The 24,515-nt window shown below is 73.0% G+C and carries 22 protein-coding genes; 12 read left to right on the top strand and 10 right to left on the bottom strand.

All coding sequences use genetic code 11. From position 1 onward, the window contains the following. Positions 1–65: 65 nt before the first annotated feature. The 4 genes from ACIPK4_RS34675 to ACIPK4_RS34660 form a co-directional block, all read right to left on the bottom strand. Entirely contained in the window at positions 66–959 is an 894-nt protein-coding gene (locus tag ACIPK4_RS34675; protein ID WP_402320434.1) for an amino acid ABC transporter permease, read from the bottom strand. Next, positions 956–1,630, bottom strand: a complete 675-nt coding sequence (locus tag ACIPK4_RS34670) for an amino acid ABC transporter permease (protein ID WP_376197243.1) — start codon at positions 1,628–1,630, stop codon at positions 956–958. The genes ACIPK4_RS34675 and ACIPK4_RS34670 overlap by 4 nt, the downstream gene beginning before the upstream one ends. Positions 1,631–1,713: 83 nt before the next feature. Then, a complete protein-coding gene (locus ACIPK4_RS34665) occupies positions 1,714–2,565 on the bottom strand; it encodes a glutamate ABC transporter substrate-binding protein (RefSeq protein ID WP_402320431.1) in 852 nt (283 codons plus the stop codon). Between the two features lie 87 nt (positions 2,566–2,652). Further along, positions 2,653–3,438, bottom strand: a complete 786-nt coding sequence (locus ACIPK4_RS34660; protein ID WP_402320428.1) for an amino acid ABC transporter ATP-binding protein — start codon at positions 3,436–3,438, stop codon at positions 2,653–2,655. A 268-nt stretch (positions 3,439–3,706) separates the two neighbouring features. Here ACIPK4_RS34660 and ACIPK4_RS34655 point away from each other — a divergent pair, with 268 nt between their 5' ends. Both ACIPK4_RS34655 and ACIPK4_RS34650 read left to right on the top strand, forming a co-directional pair. Then, positions 3,707–4,423 (top strand): response regulator transcription factor, encoded by a 717-nt coding sequence (locus tag ACIPK4_RS34655; protein WP_402320426.1) that lies wholly within the window; start codon positions 3,707–3,709, stop codon positions 4,421–4,423. Positions 4,424–4,436: 13 nt separating this feature from the next. Continuing rightward, positions 4,437–5,849, top strand: coding sequence for an ATP-binding protein (locus tag ACIPK4_RS34650; protein ID WP_402320423.1), 1,413 nt, complete (start codon positions 4,437–4,439; stop codon positions 5,847–5,849). Positions 5,850–5,908: 59 nt separating this feature from the next. Here the strand turns inward: ACIPK4_RS34650 and ACIPK4_RS34645 are convergent, their stop codons facing one another. Together ACIPK4_RS34645 and ACIPK4_RS34640 are read right to left on the bottom strand one after the other, a co-directional pair. Next, entirely contained in the window at positions 5,909–8,014 is a 2,106-nt protein-coding gene (locus tag ACIPK4_RS34645) for an endo-beta-N-acetylglucosaminidase (RefSeq protein WP_402320420.1), read from the bottom strand. Between the two features lie 224 nt (positions 8,015–8,238). After that, positions 8,239–9,504: a glycosyl hydrolase gene (locus ACIPK4_RS34640; RefSeq protein ID WP_402320417.1), complete on the bottom strand. Its 1,266-nt coding sequence runs from the start codon at positions 9,502–9,504 to the stop codon at positions 8,239–8,241. Positions 9,505–9,919: 415 nt separating this feature from the next. Between ACIPK4_RS34640 and ACIPK4_RS34635 the strand changes: the two genes are divergently transcribed. Then, entirely contained in the window at positions 9,920–10,951 is a 1,032-nt protein-coding gene (locus tag ACIPK4_RS34635) for a LacI family DNA-binding transcriptional regulator (RefSeq protein ID WP_402320414.1), read from the top strand. 97 nt (positions 10,952–11,048) lie between these two features. Next, positions 11,049–11,990, top strand: coding sequence for an ROK family protein (locus ACIPK4_RS34630; protein ID WP_402320493.1), 942 nt, complete (start codon positions 11,049–11,051; stop codon positions 11,988–11,990). A gap of 49 nt (positions 11,991–12,039) precedes the next feature. Here the strand turns inward: ACIPK4_RS34630 and ACIPK4_RS34625 are convergent, their stop codons facing one another. Together ACIPK4_RS34625 and ACIPK4_RS34620 are read right to left on the bottom strand one after the other, a co-directional pair. After that, a complete protein-coding gene (locus ACIPK4_RS34625) occupies positions 12,040–13,035 on the bottom strand; it encodes a TAXI family TRAP transporter solute-binding subunit (protein ID WP_402320411.1) in 996 nt (331 codons plus the stop codon). 32 nt (positions 13,036–13,067) lie between these two features. Then, on the bottom strand, positions 13,068–14,135 hold the full coding sequence (locus tag ACIPK4_RS34620; protein WP_402320408.1) for a LysR family transcriptional regulator: 1,068 nt from the start codon (positions 14,133–14,135) through the stop codon (positions 13,068–13,070). A gap of 71 nt (positions 14,136–14,206) precedes the next feature. Here ACIPK4_RS34620 and ACIPK4_RS34615 point away from each other — a divergent pair, with 71 nt between their 5' ends. The 3 genes from ACIPK4_RS34615 to ACIPK4_RS34605 all read left to right on the top strand — a co-directional run bounded on the left by ACIPK4_RS34615 (position 14,207) and on the right by ACIPK4_RS34605 (position 17,305). Beyond that, positions 14,207–14,884: a maleylpyruvate isomerase family mycothiol-dependent enzyme gene (locus ACIPK4_RS34615; protein ID WP_402320405.1), complete on the top strand. Its 678-nt coding sequence runs from the start codon at positions 14,207–14,209 to the stop codon at positions 14,882–14,884. Further along, complete coding sequence (miaB, locus tag ACIPK4_RS34610; RefSeq protein WP_402320402.1) at positions 14,881–16,410, top strand: tRNA (N6-isopentenyl adenosine(37)-C2)-methylthiotransferase MiaB; 1,530 nt, start codon at positions 14,881–14,883, stop codon at positions 16,408–16,410. Before ACIPK4_RS34615 ends, miaB begins: the two co-directional genes overlap by 4 nt. A 187-nt stretch (positions 16,411–16,597) precedes the next feature. Continuing rightward, complete coding sequence (locus tag ACIPK4_RS34605; RefSeq protein ID WP_402320399.1) at positions 16,598–17,305, top strand: hypothetical protein; 708 nt, start codon at positions 16,598–16,600, stop codon at positions 17,303–17,305. A gap of 84 nt (positions 17,306–17,389) precedes the next feature. Here ACIPK4_RS34605 and ACIPK4_RS34600 read toward each other — a convergent pair whose 3' ends face one another. Together ACIPK4_RS34600 and ACIPK4_RS34595 are read right to left on the bottom strand one after the other, a co-directional pair. Next, a complete protein-coding gene (locus tag ACIPK4_RS34600) occupies positions 17,390–17,635 on the bottom strand; it encodes an antitoxin (protein WP_402320396.1) in 246 nt (81 codons plus the stop codon). 23 nt (positions 17,636–17,658) lie between these two features. Next, positions 17,659–17,811: a gliding motility protein gene (locus tag ACIPK4_RS34595; protein ID WP_402320393.1), complete on the bottom strand. Its 153-nt coding sequence runs from the start codon at positions 17,809–17,811 to the stop codon at positions 17,659–17,661. Positions 17,812–18,043: 232 nt separating this feature from the next. On the opposite strand from ACIPK4_RS34595, the gene miaA reads away from it, so the two are divergent. From miaA to ACIPK4_RS34570, 5 genes are all read left to right on the top strand, one after another. Beyond that, positions 18,044–18,982, top strand: a complete 939-nt coding sequence (gene miaA / locus ACIPK4_RS34590) for a tRNA (adenosine(37)-N6)-dimethylallyltransferase MiaA (RefSeq protein ID WP_402320391.1) — start codon at positions 18,044–18,046, stop codon at positions 18,980–18,982. Positions 18,983–19,113: 131 nt separating this feature from the next. After that, positions 19,114–19,650: a hypothetical protein gene (locus ACIPK4_RS34585; protein WP_402320490.1), complete on the top strand. Its 537-nt coding sequence runs from the start codon at positions 19,114–19,116 to the stop codon at positions 19,648–19,650. A 44-nt stretch (positions 19,651–19,694) separates the two neighbouring features. Then, entirely contained in the window at positions 19,695–20,570 is an 876-nt protein-coding gene (dapF, locus tag ACIPK4_RS34580) for a diaminopimelate epimerase (protein WP_402320388.1), read from the top strand. A gap of 140 nt (positions 20,571–20,710) precedes the next feature. Beyond that, positions 20,711–22,816 (top strand): RelA/SpoT family protein, encoded by a 2,106-nt coding sequence (locus tag ACIPK4_RS34575; protein ID WP_402320385.1) that lies wholly within the window; start codon positions 20,711–20,713, stop codon positions 22,814–22,816. A gap of 132 nt (positions 22,817–22,948) precedes the next feature. Then, a complete protein-coding gene (locus ACIPK4_RS34570) occupies positions 22,949–24,394 on the top strand; it encodes a M1 family metallopeptidase (RefSeq protein WP_402320382.1) in 1,446 nt (481 codons plus the stop codon). Positions 24,395–24,515: the final 121 nt, after the last annotated feature.

Raw genomic sequence — 24,515 nt, 5'->3', positions numbered from 1 at the left:
GCCGCACCACAGGTGTCACACAAGTGTACTGACCGGACGTCAGCCGCCCGAGCCGGGGAGAGTCGTCAGGGAGCCGCGCCCACGCCGGCGGCGCCGCCCGCGTCGACCTCGGCCACATCCCCGGCGACGACCGCGCCGGTGCCCTTCTGCGACTTCCGCAGCCGTCCTTCGAGCCAGGAGGCGACGGTGGTGAGCGTGAAGTTCACCGCGATGTAGATCAGGGCGATCACGACCATGGTCGCGATGGTGTTGCTGTAGTTGGCGGAGATCTGCCGGTTCATCGACATCAGGTCCGCGAAGCCCAGGGCCGCGCCGCCGAGCGCCGTGTCCTTGAGGATCACCACGAGCTGGCTGACCAGCGCGGGCAGCATCGCCGTGACGGCCTGCGGGACCAGGACGTACGTCATGATCTGGCCCTTGCGCATGCCGATCGCCTTGGCCGCGTCGGTCTGGCCGCGCGGCAGCGTCAGGATGCCGGCGCGGACGATCTCGGCGATGACCGAGGCGTTGTACAGGACCAGGCCGGTGACCACCGCGTACAGCGGCCGCAGGTCGGAGCTGACGGTACCGAGCAGCACGTACAGGGCGGAGCTGAAGAACATCAGCATCAGGACCGGGATGGCGCGGAAGAACTCCACGACCGCGCCGACCGGGACGCGGACCCACGCGTGGTCGGAGAGCCGCGCGATGCCGAGCAGCGCGCCCAGGGGCAGCGCGATCACCATGGCGATCAGGCCGGCCTTGAGGGTCTCGCCGAGGCCGGGCAGGAGGAACGTAGTCCAGATCTGGCCGTCGGTGACGAACGGGGACCACTTGGCGGCGTCGAGCTGGTTCTTCTCCGCCATGAGGGAGAGCGCCCACCACAGGGCCAGAGCGAGAACCACCAGGAAGGCACCGGTGTAGACCCAGTTGCGGGCCTTGGCCTTGGGGCCGGGGGTGTCGTACAGAACGGAGCTCATCGCTTCACCGCCACTCGCTTGGCCACCCAGCCCAGCAGCAGGCCGGTGGGCAGGGTCAGCAGGACGAAGCCGAGAGCGAAGACCGCGAAGACGGCGAAGATCGCGTCCGCCTCGTTCTCCAGCATTTCCTTCATCAGCAGGGCCGCCTCGGCCACACCGATCGTCGCCGCCACCGTGGTGTTCTTGGTGAGGGCGATCAGGACGTTCGTCAGCGGTCCGACGACCGCGCGGAAGGCCTGGGGGAGCACGATCAAGGTGAGTACCTGGAAGAAGCTCAGCCCGAGCGCGCGGGCGGCCTCGGCCTGTCCCACCGGAACGGTGTTGATGCCCGAGCGGATGGCTTCGCAGACGAAGGTTCCGGTGTAGGCGATGAGCCCCAGGATCGCGAGGCGGAAGCTGATGTCCTTGGAGCCGTCGCCGCCGAGCGTGATGCTCAGAGTCTGGTACAGGCCCAGTGAACAGCCGAGGATCAGCAGAGTCAGCGGCGTGTTGCGCACGGTGTTGACGTACGCGGTGCCGAAGGCCCGCATCACCGGGACCGGGCTGACCCGCATCCCGGCCAGGAGGGTGCCCCAGACCAGGGACCCGACCGCCGAGTAGAGGGTGAGCTGAACCGTCACCCAGAAGGCTCCGAGCACGTCGTACTGCCCGGAATTAAGAAAGTCGAACACGTTGCCCTGCGCTCTCCCCAGGATGGCCGGTGAGGCGCGCCGCCGCCCGTCACAGGCGGGCGGCGGCGCGCCTCACCGATGAATCAGCTGCCTTCGGTGATCTGCGGAGCCGGCTCGGCCTTGTAGTTGGCCGGGCCGAAGTTCGCGTCAACCGCCTTCTGCCAGGAGCCGTCCTCGACCATCTTCTTCAGGGCGGCGTTGACCTTCGTCTGGAGGTCCTTGTCGCCCTTCTTCAGGCCGATGCCGTAGGGCTCGTCGCTCAGCTTCAGGCCGACGAGCTTGAACTTGCCCTTGTTCTTCTCCTGCGCGGCGTAGCCGGCGAGGATCGAGTCGTCCGTGGTCAGCGCGTCCACGGCCTTGTTCTCCAGGCCGGTGAGGCACTCGGAGTAGCCGGGGAACTCCTGGAGGTCGGCCTCGGGGGCCAGCTTGGTCTTGACGTTCTGCGCCGAGGTGGAGCCGGTGACGGAGCAGAGCTTCTTCTTGTTGAGGTCCTCGGCCTTGGTGATGGAGGACTCGTCGGCGCGGACCAGCAGGTCCTGGTGGGCCTTGAAGTACGGGCCGGCGAAGTCAACCTTCGCCTTGCGCTTGTCGTTGATCGTGTAGGTCGCGACGACCAGCTTCACGTCACCGTTGGCGAGCATGTTCTCGCGCTCGGCGCTGACGGCCTGCTTGAACTGGATCTGGTCCGGCTGGTAGCCAAGCTCCTTGGCGACGTACGTCGCCACGTCCACGTCGAAGCCCGTGAACTTGCCGTCCGGCGTCTTGAGGCCCAGGCCCGGCTGGTCGAACTTGATACCGATGGCGATCTTGTCCTTGCCGCCGCCGGCGGACGCGCCGCCGTCACTCGCCTTGTCGCTGCTTCCGCCGCAGGCGGTCGCGGTCAGAGCGAGGACTGCGGCCACGGCCGCGGCCGCACCGGCCTTGAAAACCTTCATGGTGAACTTCCCTCGGATGAGACGTTGTTGGACGACGAGCGACACGTGTGCTCTGAGTCGCCAGGGGATCACTACCAGACGAGAACGTCAGTGGTGCAGGATCTTCGAAAGGAAGTCCTTGGCGCGGTCACTGCGCGGGTTGCTGAAGAACTGCTCGGGCGCGGCCTCTTCGACGATCTTTCCGTCGGCCATGAAGACCACCCGGTTGGCCGCGGAGCGGGCGAAGCCCATCTCGTGCGTGACGACCACCATCGTCATGCCCTCCCGGGCGAGCTGCTGCATGACTTCCAGCACCTCGTTGATCATTTCCGGGTCGAGCGCCGACGTCGGCTCGTCGAACAGCATCACCTTCGGGTCCATCGCCAGTGCGCGGGCGATCGCAACGCGCTGCTGCTGGCCGCCGGACAGCTGCGCCGGGTACTTGTCGGCCTGCGAGCCGACGCCCACCCGGTCCAGGAGGGACTTCGCCTTCTCGAGCGCGACCGCCGAGTCCGTCTTGCGGACCTTGAGCTGACCCAGCATCACGTTCTGCAGCACCGTCTTGTGCGCGAACAGGTTGAAGGACTGGAAGACCATGCCCACATCGGCACGCAGCCGGGCCAGTTCCCGCCCCTCCGAGGGCAGTTCCTTGCCGTCTACCGTGATGGAGCCCGAGTCGATCGTCTCCAGGCGGTTGATGGTCCGGCACAGCGTGGACTTGCCCGATCCCGAAGGACCGATCACCACCACGACCTCACCGCGGGCAATGCTCAGATCGATGTCCTGAAGCACGTGCAGCGCGCCGAAGTGCTTGTTGACGTTGCTCAGTACGACCAGGTCGTCCGCGGTGCCGGCCGCATCCTGCACGTCCTTGGTCACTGATACTCCGCTCATCGGCTTCTAGCTCCGTCCTCCTCGGTTGGGAGGACAGTAGTGACGTGGCGCGCACACCGTCATCACATCTGAGGGAGAATTGAGCATAACGATACGGCCTCGCCCCGATACGCTCCGTGCGCACCGCCGTGGTCCGGGCGAGGATGCCCGTACCGGGTGCATAACGGAAGACGCGCCGGACCGGTACCCCCTTGACGTGGGCCTCTTCATCGGCGTGGATGCATGGTGGCCCATTGACCACGGGCCCAGATCAGGAAAGGGGGACGCCATGAGACTGCTGCTCGTCGAAGACGACGACCACGTCGCCGCCGCCCTGTCCGCGATCCTCGCCCGGCACGGTTTCCAGGTGACCCACGCCCGCAGCGGCGAGGAGGCCCTGCAGGCCCTGCTGCCCGCAGGAGCGCCGGGCAACGTCACGCCCTACGGGGTCATCCTGCTCGACCTCGGCCTGCCCGACCAGGACGGGTACGAGGTGTGCGGCAAGATCCGCAAGCGCACCTCGACGCCCGTGATCATGGTGACCGCGCGCGGCGACGTCCGGTCCCGCATCCACGGCCTCAACATGGGCGCCGACGACTACGTGGTCAAGCCCTATGACACCGGTGAACTCCTCGCACGGATCCACGCCGTCGCCCGGCGCACCGGCGCCCCCGAGGAGACCGCCACCGGTACGGGCGGCGGCCCCGGCGTGGTCCGGCTCGGCCCGGTCAGCATCGAACTGGCCACCCGCCGGGTCAGCGTCGACGGCGCCGACGTACCGCTCACCCGCAAGGAGTTCGACCTGCTGGCGCTGCTCGCCCAGCGGCCCGGCGTCGTCTTCCGCCGCGAGCAGATCATCAGCGAGGTCTGGCGCACCAGCTGGGAGGGGACGGGACGGACCCTGGAGGTCCACGTCGCCTCGCTGCGCTCCAAGCTGCGCATGCCCGCCCTCATCGAGACCGTCCGCGGGGTGGGCTACCGGCTCGTCACCCCGGCCGCCTCCTAGCGGGGCCCCTGACGTGCGCGCCCGGCTCCTCCCCCTGCTCGTCATCCTCATGGCCGGCGTCCTGCTCGCCCTCGGCTTCCCGCTCGCCGTGAGCCTGGCCGCAGGGCAGCAGCAGCGCGTCGTGGTCGACCGGATCGACGACAGCGCCCGCTTCGCCGCCCTCGCCCAGTTCGTGATCGACGCCGAAGGCTCCGGCTCGACCGGCGCCACCGAGCGCCTGGAGACCCTCCAGCTCGAACTGGCCCGCTACCAGCAGCTGTACGGCATCCGCGTCGGCATCTTCCTGCGCGACGACAACGCCATGGCCCGCGCCCCCGGCTGGTGGGAGCTCCCCGAGCAGGGCGAGGGCCGGCGCGCCTTCCAGGAGGCCCTCGCCGGACGGCGCAGCCACGACCCCGCCCAGGTGTGGCCCTGGCAGACCCACGGCAAGCTCCTCGTCGCCTCCCCGGTCGTCCTCGACGGCGACGTCGTCGCGGTCGTCGTCACCGAGTCGCCCACCGATCAGATGCGGGCCCGGATCCTGAGCGGCTGGATGATCATCATCGCCGGGCTGGCCGCAGCGATGCTCGTGGCCTTCGGCGCCGCCCTCGTGCTGACGCGGTGGGTGCTCAAGCCCGTCCGCACCCTCGACGCGGCCGCCCACGGCATCGCCACGGGACGGATGAACTCCCGGGTCGCGGCCGCCGGGGGCCCTCCGGAACTCCGGCGGCTGGCCCATTCGTTCAACGAGATGGCCGACAACGTGGAAGAGGTCCTGGAGCAGCAGCGGGCGTTCGTCGCCGACGCCTCCCACCAGCTGCGCAACCCGCTCGCCGCGCTGCTCCTGCGGATCGAGCTGCTCGCCCTCGAACTGCCCGAGGGCAACGAGGAGATCGCCTCCGTGCGGACCGAGGGCAAGCGCCTGACCCAGGTCCTGGACGACCTGCTGGACCTGGCGCTGGCCGAGCACACCTCCGCCGAGCTCAGCCTGACCGACATCGCGGCACTGACCGCCGAACGGGTGGCGTCCTGGCGCCCGTACGCCGAGGAGAAGGGCGTACGGCTCACCGAGACGGGCCGCACCGCCGTCACGGGCTGGGCCGACCCCATCGCGCTCTCCAGCGCGCTCGACGCCGTCATCGACAACGCCCTCAAGTTCACGCCGGAAGGGGAGGAGGTCGAGGTGTCGGTCGCCGCGGAGGGGCCCTTCGTGCACGTCGTCGTCGCCGACCGGGGGCCCGGCCTGACCGACGAGGAGCTGCTGCGCGTCGGCGACCGGTTCTGGCGCAGCGGCCGCCACCAGAACGTCAAGGGCTCCGGACTCGGCCTGTCGATCTCCCGGGCACTGCTCGCCGCGGGCGGCGGGTCCCTCGCGTACGAGACGAACCCGCCGCACGGGCTGCGGGTGACGGTGGTCGTCCCGCGCAGCGATCCGCACACGCCCTGACCCGCCGCCCGGGGAGACGGTCCCGGGCGGGCCCGGCCGGGTCCGGGCCGGGGCGCCGGTCAGGTCCAGGTGAGGGTGGTCCCCGCCGGGGCGGAGGCCGCGTACAGCTCGTCCACCGCCCGGACCTCGAAGACGGCCGCCGGCTCCCGGCCGGCGCGGGTGACGGCCGAGAGGTACAGGGCCGTGCCGCAGGTGCCGCCGAGGAAGCGGCGGGTGCCGTCCGGGAGCAGGCGCTGCAGCTCGTAGTGGCGGACCGGACCGGTCGCCCGGCGCCAGGACAGCCGGACGGCGGCCTTGCCGTCCTGCTGGGCCGAGGCGTCCACGGTCAGTGCGTCCGGAGCCGTCGGGCGCCGCCGCGCGGTGTCGTCGCGTACCGACAGGGCGCCGAGCCGCCACGCCACCGCACTGTTCCCGCCGGCCGTGATCCGTACGGCCAGCCCGTACGCGGTCCGGCCCGCCAGCGCCGAGAGCCCGACCCGGGAGGTGTGCCAGCCGGCCCGGCCGGAGGCCCCGGCCCGCGCCTTCAGCCACGTGTACGGGACCGGCTCGCCCGCAGCGGCCGGCTCGCGCGTGGCCACCCCCACCTCGATGCCGGGCGTGCCCGCCTCGGTGGCGTGCACCAGCTCCAGGACCGCGGACCGGGTCAGCGGGAGCCGCGTGCAGTGCAGGCCGACGACGGCCGGGGCGGTGAGGGAGCCGGCCACGAGGAGGCTGGATCCGCCGCGCCAGGCCTTCGCGAAGTCCAGGGTGACGGACGGGCGCGGCCCCGCGCAGTCCACGGCCCAGCGGCGGCCCGGAAGCCGGTCCTGGAGCCCGAGGTGGTTCCAGGGGACGTCGGAGGTGACCTCGCCGTCCTCGTACCAGCGTTCCCCGTGCCCGGTGTTGAACGCGCAGGCGAAGGGGAGGGCGGCGACGGTGGACCGGTCGGCGACGGCCGTGGCGGGTGCCCGCCAGCCGCGCTCGGGCGCGGGATGCGCCGGATCCAGGGACTCGCCCGTCCAGAACCGGTCGTCGGCGCGGTGGAAGGCGCCCGGGGAGCGGTCGGTGAGGTGATTGCGGGTCCACTCGGGCCGGTAGAAGCCGAAGCTGACGACGTGGTCGCGGTCGCGCGGGATGATCGCATCCCAACGGACGCCGGAGTTCCAGCCGTTGGACTCCACGTCGAGGGCCGCCCACAGCTCGTGCCGCGACCGGCCCAGCCGGTCGGCGAGCGCGCCGGAGGCGGCCAGCGACTGCGGGGTCCAGCGGAAGTCGACGAACACCGTGTCCGAGACCTGGCCCGCCCGGTCCTCGAAGAACTCCTGGTTGAGCTGGTTCAGCGCGCCCTGCCAGCCGACCCGCCCGGTGCTGTTCATGGCGTCGTACCAGGTGATCCGCAGCCCGTGCGGGGCGCCGGCCGCCCGCAGCGCGCGCAGGAACTCCCGCATCCGGGAGGCGAGCGAACTGTCCCCGCCATCGGTCTCGGCATTCACGAACCAGCCGTCGAACCCGTACGTGCGCGCCACCTGCACGAGCTTCTCGGCGATCGGGAACCGGCCGGCGGAGTCCCGCTGCACGAGGTCCCGCGTCCACTGGAGATCACCGCCGTACGCGACGGGCGGCAGGAAGACGTTGCCCAGCACCGGGACGCCGTTGCGGTGGGCCGCGTCGATCACCGGCGCGTTGGGGGCGAGCACGATGCCCTCGCCCGAGGACCCGCCCCAGAACACCAGCTCGTCGAGGTACGCCCAGTGCGTGAGGGCGTAGTGGTCGGCGGTCGCGGAGCCCTGGGAGGGGTTCTGCGCGGTCGGGCCGAAGGAGACGAGCGAGGAGATCCGGGCCTGGCCGCCGCGGCCGCCCGCGTTCGCCGGAACGGGCGTGAAGCGGGGCGCGAGCGGCACGGTCGCGGTGTTGTGGGCGAGATCCGGATCGGACTCGGGGGTCCACTGCTTCAGCGAGCGCCAGGTGATGCCCGGGCCGGGTGCGCCCTGGGGGAGCGTGTCGGGGAACCAGTAGGAGGCGTACGGGGCCAGGCCGGCCGGGGCGGCGCCCGGCACCGGGGCCGTGGAGACCCGCGCGGCCTGCGCGGCCTGCGCCCGGGTGGCCGTGCCGGTCACGCCGAGCAGCGCGGCGGCGCCCGCCCCGGCCCCGGCGGCGAGCACCCCGCGCCGGGACGGCGGCGTCACACGGGCCGGCGGCGTCACACGGGCCGGCGGCGCCGGAGGCACGGGAAGCCCCCGGGATGCGGGAGGTGCATGACGGGCCTGACGTGACGAGCGGGCGGTGCGAGGGTCGGCGCCGTTGCCGGTCTCGGACATGCGGGGCTCCTCGTTGACGTGTCGGCGATGGGCGATGGGCGATGGGCGGGAGGGGGAGGCGAGGGGAGCGGGCGAGGGGCGGTGGGCGGTGATCAGGTGACGTCGTGCACGCGCAGCACCTCGGTGATGCCGCGCGCGGCCAGATGGGCGGCGTCCTCGGCGAGCTCCGCCAGGACCACCGCGGGCCGGACCCCCTGCGCCGTCAGCGCGGCCCAGGCGTCGAAGAACGCGCCGCCGGGGGCGCACACCGAACGCCTCGGTGCGTCCTCAGCCCCGCCGACGTCCAGGGCCAGCGCCGTGGACCGGACGGCCGGCCGGTGCTCCCGGCCCCGCCACCGGGCGGCGATCCGGGCGACGGCAGCGCCGGCCGGTTTGACCTGCCCGTCGTTGGTCAGCAGCCCCAGCCCGTACTCCAGTTCCGGGAAGTCCGCGAGCTCCCGGGACACGTCGTGCGAACACCACCAGGTCACGCCCCAGAGGCCGGGGCAGTCCAGCGCGTTCGAGACGGTCGCCTCCGTGAACGCGGCCGCGTGTTCCGCCGGGATCAGCGGCGCCGGCGCCCCCACCTCCTGGAGCCACACCGGCCGGTGCGGATCGCGCGCCCAGGCCTTCGACAGCTCCACCAGGTACGCGGCGTGGTGCTCGGTCGCCGTCCCGCTTCGGCCGTGGCGCTGCGCGGTCCCGTTGAACACCCACGAGTGCACGGCCGTGGCCGCGCCCAGCCGGGCCGCCTGCGCCCCGGTGAACGGATGCCCGTCCCGGTACCAGGCGGCGTCGTACTCGGCGTGCACGTGGGACCGGCCGGGAGCGCCCTTCTCGCAGGCGGCGAGCATCCGTTCCAGCCAGCGGCCCGCCTGCTCCCGGGTGATCCGGTCGGGGTCGGGATGCGGGTCGCCGGAGAACTGGTTGATCTCGTTGCCGACGGTCATGCCGAGGAAGTTCGGCCGGTCGGCGAGGGCGGTGGCCAGCGTGCGCAGGTACTCCTCCTGCGCGGCGACGACGTCCGGGTCGGTGAAGATGTTCCGCCGGTGCCAGGTGCCGGTCCAGGCGGGCAGGAAGTCGAAGCTCGACAAGTGCCCCTGCAGACCGTCCACGTTGACGTCGAGCCCGCGCTCGGCGGCCGCGTCGGCGAGCGCGACGAGCTGTTCGACGGCGCGCGGTCGGATGAGGGTGCGGTTCGGCTGGAACACCGGCCACAGCGGGAAGACCCGTACGTGGTCCAGCCCGAGCGCGGCGACGGAGTCGAGGTCCGCCCGGACCTCTCCGAGGTCGAAGTCGAGCCAGTGGTGGAACCAGCCGCGGGCCGGGGTGTAGTTGGCGCCGAAACGGAGCGGACGAGGGGCGGCTTCGTCGTGCATAAGGCGTCCTGGAGTTCTCGGGAATTCCGCCGGGTGACGCACAACCTGCCGGGTGGCACGGGGTAAGTCAACAGGGCCTCCAACGCTCCGACTTATGCGCTTCAGTCCCGTTGACAGAAGGCCTCCGGCCTCTCAAGCTGCGGGAGCTAATGCGGTTTAGTTCCGGCTGTGGTCCGACTGCGGAAGAGTGCCGAAATGGACAGTGGTATTTCGGTCGCGGACCTCACGGGTCCGAGGCTCGTCACGGTCCCGCCGCGCGGCCCTGTGCGTATCTGAATGCTGGTCAAGGCTGCCTGCCGGGGCAGGATCGCGTACGGTCCCGCCATCGCCGTCCACGTGTGCGGCGCACCCGGTGCACCGGACGTACCGGATGTGCCGGACGTACCGCAGGAACGAAGGAAGAGGCAGGCAGGCCATGGCCCGCAGACCCACCATCAAGGACATCGCCCGCCGGGCCGGGGTGTCCGAGAGCGCCGTGTCCTTCGCGCTCAACGACCGGCCCGGCGTCTCCCGCGACACCCGCGCCCGGATCCGCGGGGTCGCCGAGGAACTCGGCTGGCAGCCCAACAGCGCCGCCCGCGCCCTGTCCGGCGAACGCTCCGGCGCGGTCGGTCTGGTCCTCGCCCGGCCCGCGCAGACCCTCGGCGTCGAGTCCTTCTTCCTCCAACTGGTCTCCGGCATCCAGGAGGTGTTGTCCGCCGGCCGGGTCGCCCTGCTCTTCCAGGTGGTGGACGGCATCGACGCCGAATGCGCCGTTCTCCGCCGCTGGTGGGCCGAACGGCGCGTGGACGGGGTCCTCGTCGTCGACCCGCGCACCGACGACCCGCGCCCGGAGCTCCTCGCCGGGCTCGGCCTGCCGGCGGTCATGATCGGCGGTACGGGCGGGACCGGCCCGCTGTCCTCGGTCTGGGCCGACGACGCCCGGGCCATGGCCCAGGTCCTGGACCACCTGTACGAGCTGGGCCACCGCCGGATCACCCACATCGCCGGGCTGCCCGGCCTCGCCCACACCGCCCGCCGGATCGCCTCGCTGCGCGCCGAGGCCGACGCGCGCGGGCTCGGCCCGGACCAGGTGCGCTCGGTGGTCACCGACTACTCCGACACCGAGGGGGCGGCCGCCACCCGCCGGGTCCTCGCAGAGCCCGCACCGCCGACCGCGCTGGTCTACGACAACGACGTGATGGCGGTCGCGGGCGTCGCCGTCGCCGCCGAACTGGGCATCGCGGTCCCCGGCCGGATCTCCGTGGTCGCCTGGGACGACTCCGCGCTGTGCCGGGTCACCCACCCCCGGCTCACCGCCCTCGTCCGCGACACCGCGGGCTTCGGCCGGCTCGCCGCCGAGGAGCTCCTCGCCGTGCTCGGCGGTGGCCCGCCCCGGGCCCGTGAGGGCGAACGGCCCCGGCTGGAGCCCCGGGAGAGTTCGGCCCCGCCACCGGCCGCATACTGAATCCCGACCCCATCCTGGAGCCGCTTCCGTGACCAGTCCCTCCTCCGCCTCCACCGCAGCGCGGGCCGCCGGCCCGGCTGCCGACCCGGCCGCCGGCCTGACGGTGGCCATCGACATCGGCGGTACGAAGATCGCCGGCGCGCTGGTGCACCCCGACGGCACGATGACGGCCACCACCCGGCGCCCCACCCCGCGGGGCACGGACGGCGACGGGGCCTTCGCCGCCGTCGCCGAGGTCGTCGCCGAACTCGCCGCCTCGCCGCTGTGGCCCTCGGCGGTGCGCTGCGGCATCGGTAGCGCGGGGCCCGTCGACACCTCCCGCGGCACGGTGAGCCCGGTGAACATCGGGGCGTGGCGGGACTTCCCGGTCCAGGCCCGGGTCGAGACCGAACTGGCACGGCACGGCGCGGCGCTCCCGACGGTGCTGGCCGGCGACGGCGTGGCGATGACCGCCGCCGAGCACTGGCTGGGTGCCGCCCGCGGGTACGCGAACGCCCTGTGCATGGTGGTCTCCACCGGGGTCGGCGGCGGGCTGATCCTGAACAACCAGCTCCACCCCGGGCCCACGGGCAACGCGGGGCACATCGGCCACATCAGCGTGGCCTTCGACGGTGAGCGGTGCGTCTGCGGGGGCCACGGCTGCGTGGAGTCCATCGCCTCCGGCACCGCCATCGCCCAGTGGGCCCGGGCCCACGGCTGGACCCCGGGCGACCCCGGCGGGGACGCCACCGCGGCAGGCGTGGCCCGGGCCGCCGAGGCCGGGGACCCGGTCGCCGTGGCCGCCTTCGACCGTGCGGGCCGCGCCCTGGCCGCCGCCATCGCGGCCACCGCGACCCTCGTCGAAACGGACATCGCGGTCATCGGCGGGGGTGTCGCCACCTCCGGGGACACCCTCTTCGCGCCGATCCGCGCCCACCTGGCCGACTACGCCACGCTCTCGTTCGTCGGCGGCCTCACGGTGGTCCCGGCCGCCCTGGGTACCCACGCCGGGCTGATCGGCGCGGCCGCGGCGGCGCAGATGCTGCTGCCCTCGGCCTGACCTTCCCCGCGCCGGGCCGCGGCCCCAGGCCCCGGCCCCAGGCCCCGGCCTAGGGTTTGACCGAGCGGTAGTACCGCTGAGCGCCCTCGTGCAGGTCCAGCGGGTCCGTGTAGATCGCGGTGCGCAGGTCCACCAGCTGCGCGGCGTGCACCTCGTGCCCGATCCGGTCGCGGCTGAGGATCACCGTCCGCGTGAACTGCTCGGTCAGCTCCGGGTCCGTGTTCTCGGTGGTGACCAGCAGGTTCGGCACGGCCAGGGTGGCCACCGACGAGGTGTTCCGGGCCCGGGTGTACGCGTCCTGCGGCATCACGGCCGCCCGGTAGTAGCGCGCCGGGCTTCCGCTCGCCTGGAGCTGCTCCACCAGGTCGCCGAGCTGCACGAGCCGGATGTCGAACCGTTCCGACAGCTCGCGCACCGCGTTCGTCGGCAGGCCTCCGGACCAGAAGAACGCGTCGATCCGGCCGGCCTGCAGCTCCGCCGGCATGGTGTCGATGCCGATGGACACCGGGGTGATGTCCCGTGCCGGGTCCAGCTTGGCCGCCGTCAGCAGGCGCTCCGAGATCAGCCGGACCCCGGAGCCCGGCTGGCCGACGGCGACCCGCTTGCCCTTCAGGTCCCGCGCCGACTGCACCGGCGACCCCGCCGGCACGACCAGCTGCACGTAGTCGTCGTACAGCCGCGCGACCCCGCGCAGCCCCTCCGCGCCCGGCTTCCCGTCGACCCGGTACTTGGAGACCGCGTCGGCCGTCGCGATGGTGAAGTCGGCCCCGCCGGTCGCCACCCTCCGCAGGTTCTCCTGCGAGCCCTCGCTGGTCTCCAGCCGTACCTTCACCCCGGGCATGTCCCGGGCGAGCGCCTGGTCCAGCAGCTGCCCGTAGCGGTGGTAGACGCCGGTGCGGACGCCCGTGCTGAACGTCAGCCCGCCCTTGAGCTCCGGCTCCCCGAACGGCTTCAGCCACCACGCGAGCAGCCCGAGCACCGCGAGGACGGCCACCAGCCCCCCGAGGGCGGTGCGCCTGCGGATGCGGGGCGGTACGTGAGCCATGGCCGCGATCCTGCCACCGACCCGCCGCCCTGTCACGGCCCGCCCGCCTCGCCGGTCCCGCACCCGGCCGCGGAACCGGCTCCGGACCCGCCTCCGGCTCCGGACCCGCCTCCGGCTCCGGGACCCGTCCCGGAGCCGGCCACGGATCCGGCCCCTGATCCCGTCCCGGATCCGGCTCCTGCTCCCGGCGCGAACCTGCTCCGCAGCCGTTCCAGCAGAGTGCGCGCCGCCGGTCCCGCCGGGCCGTCGGCAGGCCAGGCCAGTGCGACCCGCCCGTGCAGGGCCGGCCCGGCTATGCGCAGCGCGACCAGCTCCCGTCCGGTGCCCGCCACCGCCGACTCCGCGCCAGCCGGCACCACCGCCACCCCCAGCCCCCGCGCGGCCAGCCGCACCAGCACCTCCGGAGCCGCCGCCTCGAAGTCGACCCGCGGCGCGAACCCCGCCTCGGCGCAGCCCCGCTCCAGGACCCCGCGCAGCCCCGTGCCGCGCGGCAGGCCGATCAGGGCCCGTCCGCGCAGCGCCGACAGCGCGATCCGGCCGTCGGCGCCCTCCCGTACGAGAGGATCGTCGGCCCGCACGACGGCCACCAGCGGTTCGTCCAGCACCACCTGTACGCAGACCCCGGCGGGCGGTTCCCCGCCCAGCCCGACCACCGCCAGGTCCAGCTCGCCCCGCCGCAGGGCGGCCAGCATCCGCTCCGAGGTGTCCTCGGCCAGCGCGATCTCCACCTGCGGGTGTGCATCGTGGAAGTCGCCGAGCACCCCGACCACGTCGAAGCCGCCCACCACGGCACCGGCCGCCCCCGGGATCAGCCCGATGGCCACCCGCCCCCGCAGCAGGCCCCGGACCTCGTCCGCGGTGCGCCGGATGCCCTCCACCGCCGCCAGTGCGGCCCGCGCGTACGAGAGCACCGCCTCGCCCGCCTCGGTCGGGGTCACACGCCGCCCCGACCGGTCCAGCAGCCGCAGCCCCAGCTCCCGTTCCAGCTGCCCGACCTGCGCGCTCACCCCCGGCTGGGACACGTGCAGCCGGGCCCCTGCCCGGGTGAACCCGCCCTCCTCGACCACCGCGACGAAGTACCGCAGCTGACCCAATTCCATAACTGCGGATTCTAGATCGCAGAAGAACCCGCTCTTGGACTTATGGCCACCGCCGCGCCCACCCTGAATCCATGACCGACATCGCCGCGGCCACCGCCGCCGAACGCCGCGAACTGGCCGACGTACTCGACACCCTCACCCCCGGCCAGTGGGACGCCCCGAGCCTGTGCGCGGGCTGGCGGGTCCGCGAGGTCGCCGCGCACCTGTCGATGGGTTTCCGCTACTCCGTGCCCCGGTTCGCCGCCGAGTTCGCCCGGGCCCGTGGCAGCCTGCACCGCATGACCGACCGCGCCGCCCGCCGCGACGCCGCCGCCTTCACCCCGCCCGAACTGGCGGCCCTGCTGCGCGACAACGCCGGCCACCCGTGGAAGCCGCCCGTGGGCGGACCCACCGCCGGGCTCGCCCACGACGTCGTCCACGGCCTCGACATCACGGTCGCCCTTGGCCACCCGCGGCGCGTCCCCGAGGACCGGCTGCGCCTGCTGCTCTCCGCGGTCACCCCGCGCGGCCTGCGGTTCTTCGGAGCGGACCTGAGCGGCATCCGGTTGTGCGCCGACGACCTCGACTGGTCGTTCGACGGGCCCCCCGCCGCGGCCCACGGCGCCGCAGCACCCGTCCACGGCGCCGCAGCACCCGTCCACGGCGCCGCCCAGGACCTGCTGCTCGTCCTCTTCGGCCGCCGCCTGCCCGCAGGCCGGCTGCACGGGGGGCCGGAGGGCTTCCGGGTACCGCCTACCCTTGTTGCATGACCAGCAGCAGCGACCGGAGCACGGCAGTGGACGTCAAGGGAACATACGAGGTGCGCACCTACGGGTGCCAGATGAACGTGCACGACTCCGAGCGGCTGTCCGGTCTGCTGGAGGGCGCGGGCTACACGCGGGCGCCCGAGGGCTCCGACGGTGACGCCGACGTCGTGGTGTTCAACACCTGCGCCGTCCGCGAGAACGCCGACAACAAGCTGTACGGCAACCTCGGCCGGCTCGCCCCTATGAAGACCAAGCGCCCCGGCATGCAGATCGCCGTCGGCGGCTGCCTCGCACAGAAGGACCGCGACACGATCGTCCAGCGGGCCCCCTGGGTCGACGTGGTCTTCGGCACCCACAACATCGGCAAGCTGCCCGTCCTGCTGGAGCGCGCCCGCATCCAGGAGGAGGCGCAGGTCGAGATCGCCGAGTCGCTGGAGGCGTTCCCCTCCACGCTCCCGACCCGCCGCGAGTCCGCGTACGCCGCCTGGGTCTCGATCTCCGTCGGCTGCAACAACACCTGCACCTTCTGCATCGTCCCGGCGCTGCGCGGCAAGGAAGAGGACCGCCGCCCCGGCGACATCCTCGCCGAGGTGGAGGCCCTGGTCGCCGAAGGCGTCTCCGAGATCACCCTGCTCGGCCAGAACGTGAACGCCTACGGCTCCGACCTGGGCGACCGCGAGGCCTTCTCGAAGCTGCTGCGCGCCTGCGGCGCGATCGAGGGCCTGGAGCGGGTCCGCTTCACCTCCCCGCACCCGCGGGACTTCACGGACGACGTGATCGCGGCGATGGCCGAGACCCCGAACGTGATGCCGCAGCTGCACATGCCGCTGCAGTCCGGCTCGGACCCGATCCTGAAGGCGATGCGCCGCTCGTACCGCCAGGAGCGCTTCCTCGGCATCATCGAGAAGGTCCGCGCCGCCATTCCGCACGCCGCGATCTCCACCGACATCATCGTGGGCTTCCCCGGTGAGACGGAGGAGGACTTCCAGCAGACGATGCACGTGGTGCGCGAGGCCCGCTTCGCGAACGCGTTCACCTTCCAGTACTCCAAGCGTCCGGGGACCCCGGCCGCCGACATGGAGGGGCAGATCCCGAAGGAGGTCGTCCAGGAGCGGTACATGCGGCTGGTCGCCCTCCAGGAGGAGATCTCCTGGGAGGAGAACAAGAAGCAGGTCGGGCGCACGCTGGAGGTCATGGTCGCGGAGGGCGAGGGCCGCAAGGACGGCACCACGCACCGCCTCTCCGGCCGCGCCCCCGACAACCGCCTGGTCCACTTCACGAAGCCGCAGGAGGAGGTCCGCCCGGGCGACGTGGTGACGGTCGACATCACGTACGCCGCCCCGCACCACCTGCTCGCCGAGGGCCCGACCCTGACGGTCCGCCGCACCCGCGCGGGCGACGCCTGGGAGAAGCGGAACGCGGCCCCGGCGCAGCCGCAGGGGGTCATGCTGGGCATTCCCACGCTGGGTGTCCCGGCCCCCCTCCCGCCGACGACGTCGGGCTGCGCCCTGCCCGCCACGTCTTCCTGACCCGCCCGCGCGGCACCTGACGTACGCCGGGCTCCGCAGGCTACGGCCGGGAGCCGGGAGCCGGGAGCCGGGAGCCGGGAGCGGGAGCCGGGAGACGGGAGCCGGCGGCTGGGGGCTGGGGCCGGGCCTGCGGCCCGGGTTCGGGGTCCGGGGTCCGGTGCGCCGTGCGGCGGCTAGGCTGCGGGGCATGCTCGTTGCCGCCGCCGTCTGCCCCGCCCCGCCGCTCCTCGTCCCCGAGGTCGCCGCAGGTGCCGCCGCCGAACTCGGCGAAGCCCGCACCGCCTGCTCCGACGCGCTCGCCGTGCTCGCCGCATCCCGCCCCGACCTGCTGGTCGTCGTCGGTGCCGCGGACGAGGACCACCGCGGCCCGTACCCCCAGGGCGCCCGCGGCACGTTCCGCGGGTTCGGCGTCGATGCCGACGTACAGCTGGGCGCCGGGGACGAAGGCCCCCGCCTCCTGCCACCGTCCCTCGCCGTCGGCGCCTGGCTGCTGGGGCGCGCCGGCTGGGGCGCGGCGCCGGTCGAGGGCCTCGGGGTCGGGGAGTCACTGGAGCCCGCCCGGTGCCTGGAGGCCGGCCGCGGGCTCGCCGCGCGCGAGGAGCGCGTCGCGCTCCTCGTCATGGGTGACGGCAGTGCCTGCCGCACCCTGAAGGCCCCCGGTTACCTCGACGACCGGGCCGCCGCCTTCGATGACGCCGCCGCCCGCGCGCTGGCCGCCGCCGACCTGCCCGCCCTCGCCGCCCTCGACGCCGGGCTCGCGTACGAGCTCAAGGCGGCCGGCCGCGCGCCCTGGCAGGTGCTGGCCGGCGCCGCCGAGGGCGCCGGACTCGAGGGGCGGCTGCTCTACGAGGACGCCCCGTACGGGGTCGGCTACTTCGTCGCCGCCTGGTCCTAGCAGCGCCCCGGCAGGTACGGAGACACGGAGGAGGACGGGGCGCGGGTTCGGTGAACCCGCGCCCCGTCCTCCTCCGTGACCGCCTCAGGAAGCCGTCGGCGGCGTCGACCCGCCGGGGGCGTCCTTGTGCGCGATCTTGCCCAGGGCGTCCTTCGCCTTGCTCGTACCGGTCTCGATCTTGCCGTGGTACTTGCCCTTGGTCTTGGAGTCCACGGCCCGGGCCATCTTGTCGAGGTTCTGGCCGATCTTGCCCTCGTGCTGCTGGGCGAGGTCGCCGACCTTCTCCTTCGCCGGTGCGAGCTTGGCCTTCAGAGTGTCCAGCAGGCCCATGGGTCACCTTCCAGTGGCGGTGGCTACGTACGGGCGCTCTCGCCGGTCTCGCTGTCCGCGGCGGCCTCCGCCGACTGCTGCTTGGGGATCTCCACGGCTTCCGCCGCGGGGGCCTCCGCCGCCGGCTCGCCCTCGGCGCCGGTCCGGGTGACCGCAGCCTCGGACTCCGCGGTCACGTCCTCGGACGTGACTTCCGCGGTCGCACCTTCGCCCTTACGACGAAAAAACCGATCAAAAACGCCCATGTCTACTCCCATAACGTTACTCGTGCGGGTGAAGTTCCGCCCTGTGCGGCCCGGCCTCCGCCGGGCGTACGCCCGGCGGAACCTCGCCAGGGCAACGACCCCGCCGCCGCCCCGTCACGTAACTCGATCGGGTACATGCAGCAACGTTTGCGAGACTGGGGCGGTGAGGAATGCAGCCCCCGCCCCGCGGGTCATCGCCGTCGTCGGTCCCACCGCGGCCGGAAAGTCCGATCTGGGCGTAGCCCTGGCCCGCCGTTTCGACGGCGAAGTCGTCAACGCCGACTCCATGCAGCTGTACCGGGGGATGGACATCGGCACCGCCAAGCTGACGACCGAGGAGCGCGGTGGCGTTCCGCACCACCTCCTCGACATCTGGGACGTGGCCGAGACCGCGAGCGTCGCCGAGTACCAGCGGCTGGCCCGCGCCGAGATCGACAGACTGCTCGCCCAGGGACGTACGCCGGTCCTCGTCGGCGGATCGGGCCTGTACGTGCGCGGCGCCCTCGACGCCATGGAGTTCCCCGGCACGGACCCGGAGGTCCGGGCCCGGCTGGAGGCGGAGGTCACCCTGCGCGGCCCCGGAGCCCTGCACGCCCGCCTCGCCGCCGCCGACCCGGCCGCCGCCCAGGCGATCCTGCCCAGCAACGGCCGCCGCATCGTCCGCGCCCTGGAGGTCATCGAGATCACCGGGAAGCCGTTCACCGCCAACCTGCCCGGTCACGAGTCCGTCTACGACACCGTGCAGATCGGCGTCGACGTGGCACGGCCGGAGCTCGACGAGCGGATCGCGCTGCGCGTGGACCGGATGTGGGAGGCCGGGCTGGTGGACGAGGTCCGCACGCTGGAGGCCCGCGGCCTGCGCGACGGAATCACCGCTTCCAGGGCGCTCGGCTACCAGCAGGTGCTCGCCGCCCTCGCCGGCGAGTGCACGGAGGACGAGGCCCGGGCCGAGACCGTACGGGCGACCAAGCGCTTCGCCCGCCGCCAGGACTCCTGGTTCCGCAGGGACCCCCGCGTGCACTGGCTCAGCGGTGCCGTCGCCGACCGCGGGGAACTCCTCGGACTTGCGCAGTCGTTGGTCGAACGAGCGGTTACAGCCTGATCACGTGATGGCATCGGGACGCCCCGAGCGCCCGTTCGGGGCCCTGAGCCGTGCCATCATCAAATTCCGCGGGTGCGGTCACCGGCGGTGAACAACGGCGTACGAAGTCCGAGTGGGGAGGGCGCGTGGCGATGGAGGCCGGCCCTCGCGACACCGGGCAGGACGGCACGAGGCAGGAAACGGACCCGAAGCCCTGGGGGAACCAGCCCCCGGTCGCCGCGGGAGACGTTCCCGAGCCCGAGGCCCTCGGCCTGCCCGCCGATCCCGCACGCCTGACCCCCGACGGCCCGGACGTACCGGACACCGCCGAGGCGGAGGCCGCCGCCGGTCCCGAGTTCGAGGTCGAGCTGCGCCCGCAGCGCCGCCTGCGCATCTGGCAGATCGCCCCGATCGTGATGCTGGCCGCGGCCGGTTCCCTGATGTTCGCCTTCCCGCTCGCCTTCGAGTTCGGCGACGGCGGAGCCGTGGTCGCCATGCTCGGCTTCCTCATCTGCTGCTGCGCCGGCGGCTGGGGGATGATGGCCGCGCGCCGCGTCGGCCACACCTGGCCCGGGTTCCCGCCCCGCGGCAGCGGCCGCCGCTCCGACTGGCGCATGGCCGCGCTGTACGCCCTGGTCGCGCTGGCCGTCGTAGCCCTCGCCGTGTACCGCGTCGCACGGCTCCGGTAGACACCGCCGACCTGCACGGACGCCCCGCTCGGTACCATGGCCGGGTGACGCAGACGAGCCTCTCCTTCCTCAAGGGCCACGGCACCGAGAACGATTTCGTGATCGTCCCGGACCCGGACAACGCCGTCGACCTGCCCGCGACCGCCGTCGCGAAGCTCTGCGACCGGCGCGCCGGCATCGGCGCCGACGGCATCCTGCACGTCGTCCGGTCCTCCGCGCACCCCGAGGCCGCCCACATGGCCGACGAGGCCGAGTGGTTCATGGACTACCGCAACAGCGACGGCTCCGTCGCCGAGATGTGCGGCAACGGCGTCCGCGTCTTCGCCCGCTACCTCCAGTACGCCGGCCACGTCGAGCCCGGCGACCTCACCGTCGCGACCCGCGGCGGCGTCAAGCGCGTGCACCTGGACAAGAGCGGGGACGTGACCGTCTCCATGGGCCGCGCCGTCCTCCCCGAGGAGCAGGTCACCGTGACGGTCGACGACCGCGCCTGGCCCGCCCGCAACGTCAACATGGGCAACCCGCACGCCGTCGCGTTCGTCGACAGCCTGGACCACGCCGGAAAGCTGCTCGACCCGCCCCCGTTCAGCCCGGCCGAGGTCTACCCGACGGGCGTCAACGTGGAGTTCGTCGTCGACCGCGGCCCCCGCCACGTCGCCATGCGCGTCCACGAGCGCGGCTCCGGCGAGACCCGCTCCTGCGGCACCGGCGCCTGCGCCGTCGCCGTTGCCGCCATCCGCCGCGACGGAGTCGACCCGGCCGTGACCGGCGAGCCCGTCACGTACACCGTCGACCTCCCCGGCGGCACCCTGCTCATCACCGAACACCCCGACGGCCGGATCGACATGACCGGACCGGCCGTCATCGTCGCCGCGGGCGAGTTCGACGCGGCCTGGCTCACCGAAACGGCTTTCGGCTGAAGCTTCCCTCTAAGGGGTGATCCGTTTCACGCTGAGCGAGAGGCGGACTGCGCCACGTGGTGGGGTCGGTAACATCAGACACCGGCCCTGAGGGCTCACCCCATGCCCGCCACCGCCGGTCGAAGCCGCCGGAGGTGCCCATGAGTGCAGAGGCCACGAACCCCGAAGCACGTCCCGAAGCGCGCCCCGAACTCCGCAGACGAGGCCGGACCCGCCTTGACCTGCGACGACTCGGGCGCGCGGCCCTTCTCGGGCCCACATCCCGAGACCGGCTCCCCGATGCCATCGGCCACGTCGCCGAGGCGCACCGCGCCCATCACCCGGACGCGGACCTGTCCCTCCTGCGCCGCGCGTACGTGCTCGCGGAGTCCTCGCACCGCGGCCAGATGCGCAAAAGCGGTGAGCCGTACATCACACATCCGCTCGCCGTCACCCTGATCCTCGCCGAACTCGGCGCCGAGACCACGACCTTGACGGCCTCTCTGCTCCACGACACGGTCGAGGACACCGAGGTGACCCTCGATCAGGTCCGCGCCGAATTCGGCGACGAGGTCGCCTTCATCGTCGACGGCGTCACCAAGGTCGAGAAGATCGACTACGGGGCCGCCGCCGAACCCGAGACCTTCCGCAAGATGCTCGTCGCCACCGGCAACGACGTCCGCGTCATGTCCATCAAACTCGCGGACCGGCTGCACAACATGCGCACCCTCGGCGTGATGCGCCCCGAGAAACAGGCGCGCATCGCCAAGGTCACCCGGGACGTCCTGATCCCGCTCGCCGAACGGCTCGGCGTCCAGGCCCTCAAGACCGAGCTGGAAGACCTCGTCTTCGCGATCCTGCACCCCGAGGAGTACGAGCAGACCCGCGCGCTGATCGCGGCCCACGCCGGGGAGGGCGACCCGCTGCCCGCCATCGCCGACTCCGTACGCGGCGTGCTGCGGGAGGCCGGCATCGCCGCCGAAGTCGTCGTCCGCCCCCGGCACTTCGTCTCCGTGCACCGGATCTCCCGCACACGCGGCGAGCTGCGGGGCTCCGACTTCGGCCGCGTCCTCGTGCTCGTCGGCGAGAACGCCGACTGCTACGCCGTCCTGGGCGAGCTGCACACCTGCTTCACCCCGGTCGTCTCGGAGTTCAAGGACTTCGTCGCCGCCCCGAAGTTCAACCTCTACCAGTCGCTGCACACCGCCGTCGCCACGCCCGAGGGGTACGTGGCCGAAGTCATCGTCCGCACCCGCCAGATGCACCGGGTCGCCGAGGCCGGCGTGGTCGCCCTCGGCAACCCGTACGCCACCGCACCCGCGGACCCCGGCTCCCCGGCCGACACCTCCGACTGCGACGAGGAGCGGGTCGACCCGACCCGGCCCGGCTGGCTCTCCCGCCTCCTCGACTGGCAGCAGTCCGCACCCGACCCCGACACCTTCTGGAGCGTGCTGCGCGCCGAGCTGGCACAGGACCGGGAGATCACCGTCTTCCGCGCCGACGGCGGCACCCCCGGCACGATCAGCCTGCCCGCCGGGGCCAGTTGCATCGACGCCGCCTACGCCCAGTACGGCGAGGCGGCCCACGGCTGTATCGGCGCCCGGGTCAACGGGCGCCTCACCTCACTGGCCTCCCGGCTCTCCGACGGGGACACCGTCCAGCTGCTGCTGGCCCACGACGCCTCCTCGGGCCCCGCCGCCGACTGGCTGGAGCACGCCAAAACCCCGGCCGCCCGGATCGCCATCGGCAGCTGGCTCCAGGCCCATCCCGACTCGGCCAACCCCACCACCACCCCGGCCCGGGCACCGCTGTCCGTGGTCGGCGCCCGCGGCGGCGGCGGCAACGCCGTCGCCGACCTCCCGGACGCCACCGTACGGCTGGCCGGCTGCTGCACCCCCGTACCGCCGGACGCCGTCGCCGGGTTCGTCGTACGGGGCGGGGCCGTCACCGTCCACCGCATCCACTGCGCGTACGTGGCCCAGATGCGCGCGCTGGGCCGGACCTCCGTCGCGGTGCACTGGCGGGCCACGGCCGACTGCCGGGTCACCCTGCTCGCCGAATCGTTCGGCCGCCCGCACCTGCTGGCCGACCTGACCGAGGCCATCGCCCGTGAAGGGGTCGAAGTGGTCTCCGCGACCGTGGAACCGCCCGTCGAACAGCGGGTCCGCCACACGTACACCCTGCAACTGCCCGACGCGACCGGACTGCCCGCCCTGATGCGGGCGATGCGGGACGTGCCGGGCGTCTACGACGTCCGCCGGGCCTGAGCGCCCGGCCCTTGGGCGGGATCGGCCGCGCGGCGCTTCCCGACTGGGCCGGGCGCTGCCGGAAGGTCCCGTTCGGGTGGAAGCGTCGCGCGTCGTGCCCGGGCACGCGTCGGGCGCTGGTAGCGGTGGGGGATGCAGCTCTCCTCCCCGCGCCTGCGCGCCGCCCTGCTCGCCGCGGCCTCCCTCACCCTCGTCGCCGCCGTGCTGCCCCCGCCGAAGCCGCTGGGCATCGGCGACACGCTGTTCCCGCAGCTCGGGAACCCCGGGTACGACGTCCTCTCGTACGACCTGTCCTTCACGTACAAGGACAACAAGAGCCCGCTCGACGCGGTCACCGTCATCGACGCCCGCGCCTTGGAGCCGCTGGAGCGGATCAACCTCGACTTCACCCACGGAACGGTGGCGTCCGCCGAGGTCAACGGCGAGGCGGCGCGCTTCGAGAGCGCCGGGGAGGACCTCGTGCTCACCCCGGCGAGGCCGGTCGCGGCGCACGTGCCGCTCCACATCGAGATCCGGCACACCAGCGACCCGCGCGGCATCGCCGACGGCGGCTGGGTGCCCACCGAGGACGGCCTGGCCATGGCCAACCAGGCCGACGCCGCCCACCGGGTCTTCCCGTGCAACGACCACCCGTCGGACAAGGCGTACTTCACCTTCCGGATCACCGCCCCGGCCGGTCTCACCGCCGTGGCCAACGGGGTGCCCGGCGCCCTCCCGGCTCCCCGCGCCGCCGGCGCGACGACGTGGACGTACCGGACCCTGCACCCCATGGCCACCGAGCTCGCCCAGGTCTCCATCGGCTCCTCGACCGTGGTGGAGGGCGCCGGCCCGCACGGCCTGCCCCTGCGCAGCGTCGTCCCGGCCGCCGACCGCAAGCGGCTGGAACCCTGGCTGAAGAAGACCGCCGGGCACGTCCAGTGGATGGAGCAGCGCGTCGGCCGGTACCCCTTCGAGAACTACGGGGTGCTGATCGCGCGGGCGAAGACCGGGTTCGAGCTGGAGACGCAGACCCTCTCTCTCTTCGAGAACGGCCTGTTCTCCGGTGACGGCTACCCCGAGTGGTACGTCGAGGCCGTCATGGTCCACGAGCTCGCCCACCAGTGGTTCGGCGACAGCGTCACCCCCCGCACCTGGTCCGACCTGTGGCTGAACGAGGGGCACGCCACCTGGTACGAGGCCCTGTACGCGGACGGCCTCGGCAAGTACTCCCTGGAGCGGCGCATGCGCGAGGCGTACCAGCGCTCCGACCAGTGGCGGGCGGCCGGCGGCCCCCCGGCCGCCCCCAAGCCCGCCGCCCCCGGGGAGAAGATCGGGCTGTTCCGCCCGGTGGTCTACGACGGCGCGGCGCTGGTGCTGTACGCGCTGCGCCAGGAGATCGGCGAGAAGGCGTTCGACCTCGTCGAGCGGCACTGGGTGGCCGGGCACCGGGACGACACCGCCGGCACCGCGGACTTCGTACGCCTGGCCTCGGAGGTGGCCGGACGGGACCTGGAGGCCTTCCTGAGTCCGTGGCTGTACGGGAAGACGACCCCGGCGATGCCCGGGCACCCGGAATGGGGCGGCCCGAAAAGCGTGTGACCGGCGGGGAACGGGCATGTCACCATCGACGGGGCCGCACGCCTGGGGAATCTCCCGGCGATGTGACACGTTGGACGTGACAGTGTTATGTCACTGTCACGCCTGGCCCCGGCCGCGCGCG

It is taken from the genome of Streptomyces sp. NPDC086989 (genome assembly GCF_044745505.1).
Lineage (GTDB): Bacteria > Actinomycetota > Actinomycetes > Streptomycetales > Streptomycetaceae > Streptomyces.
The sequence above is the reverse complement of the archived record's forward strand: the minus strand, read 5'-3'. Positions and strand labels throughout refer to the sequence as shown.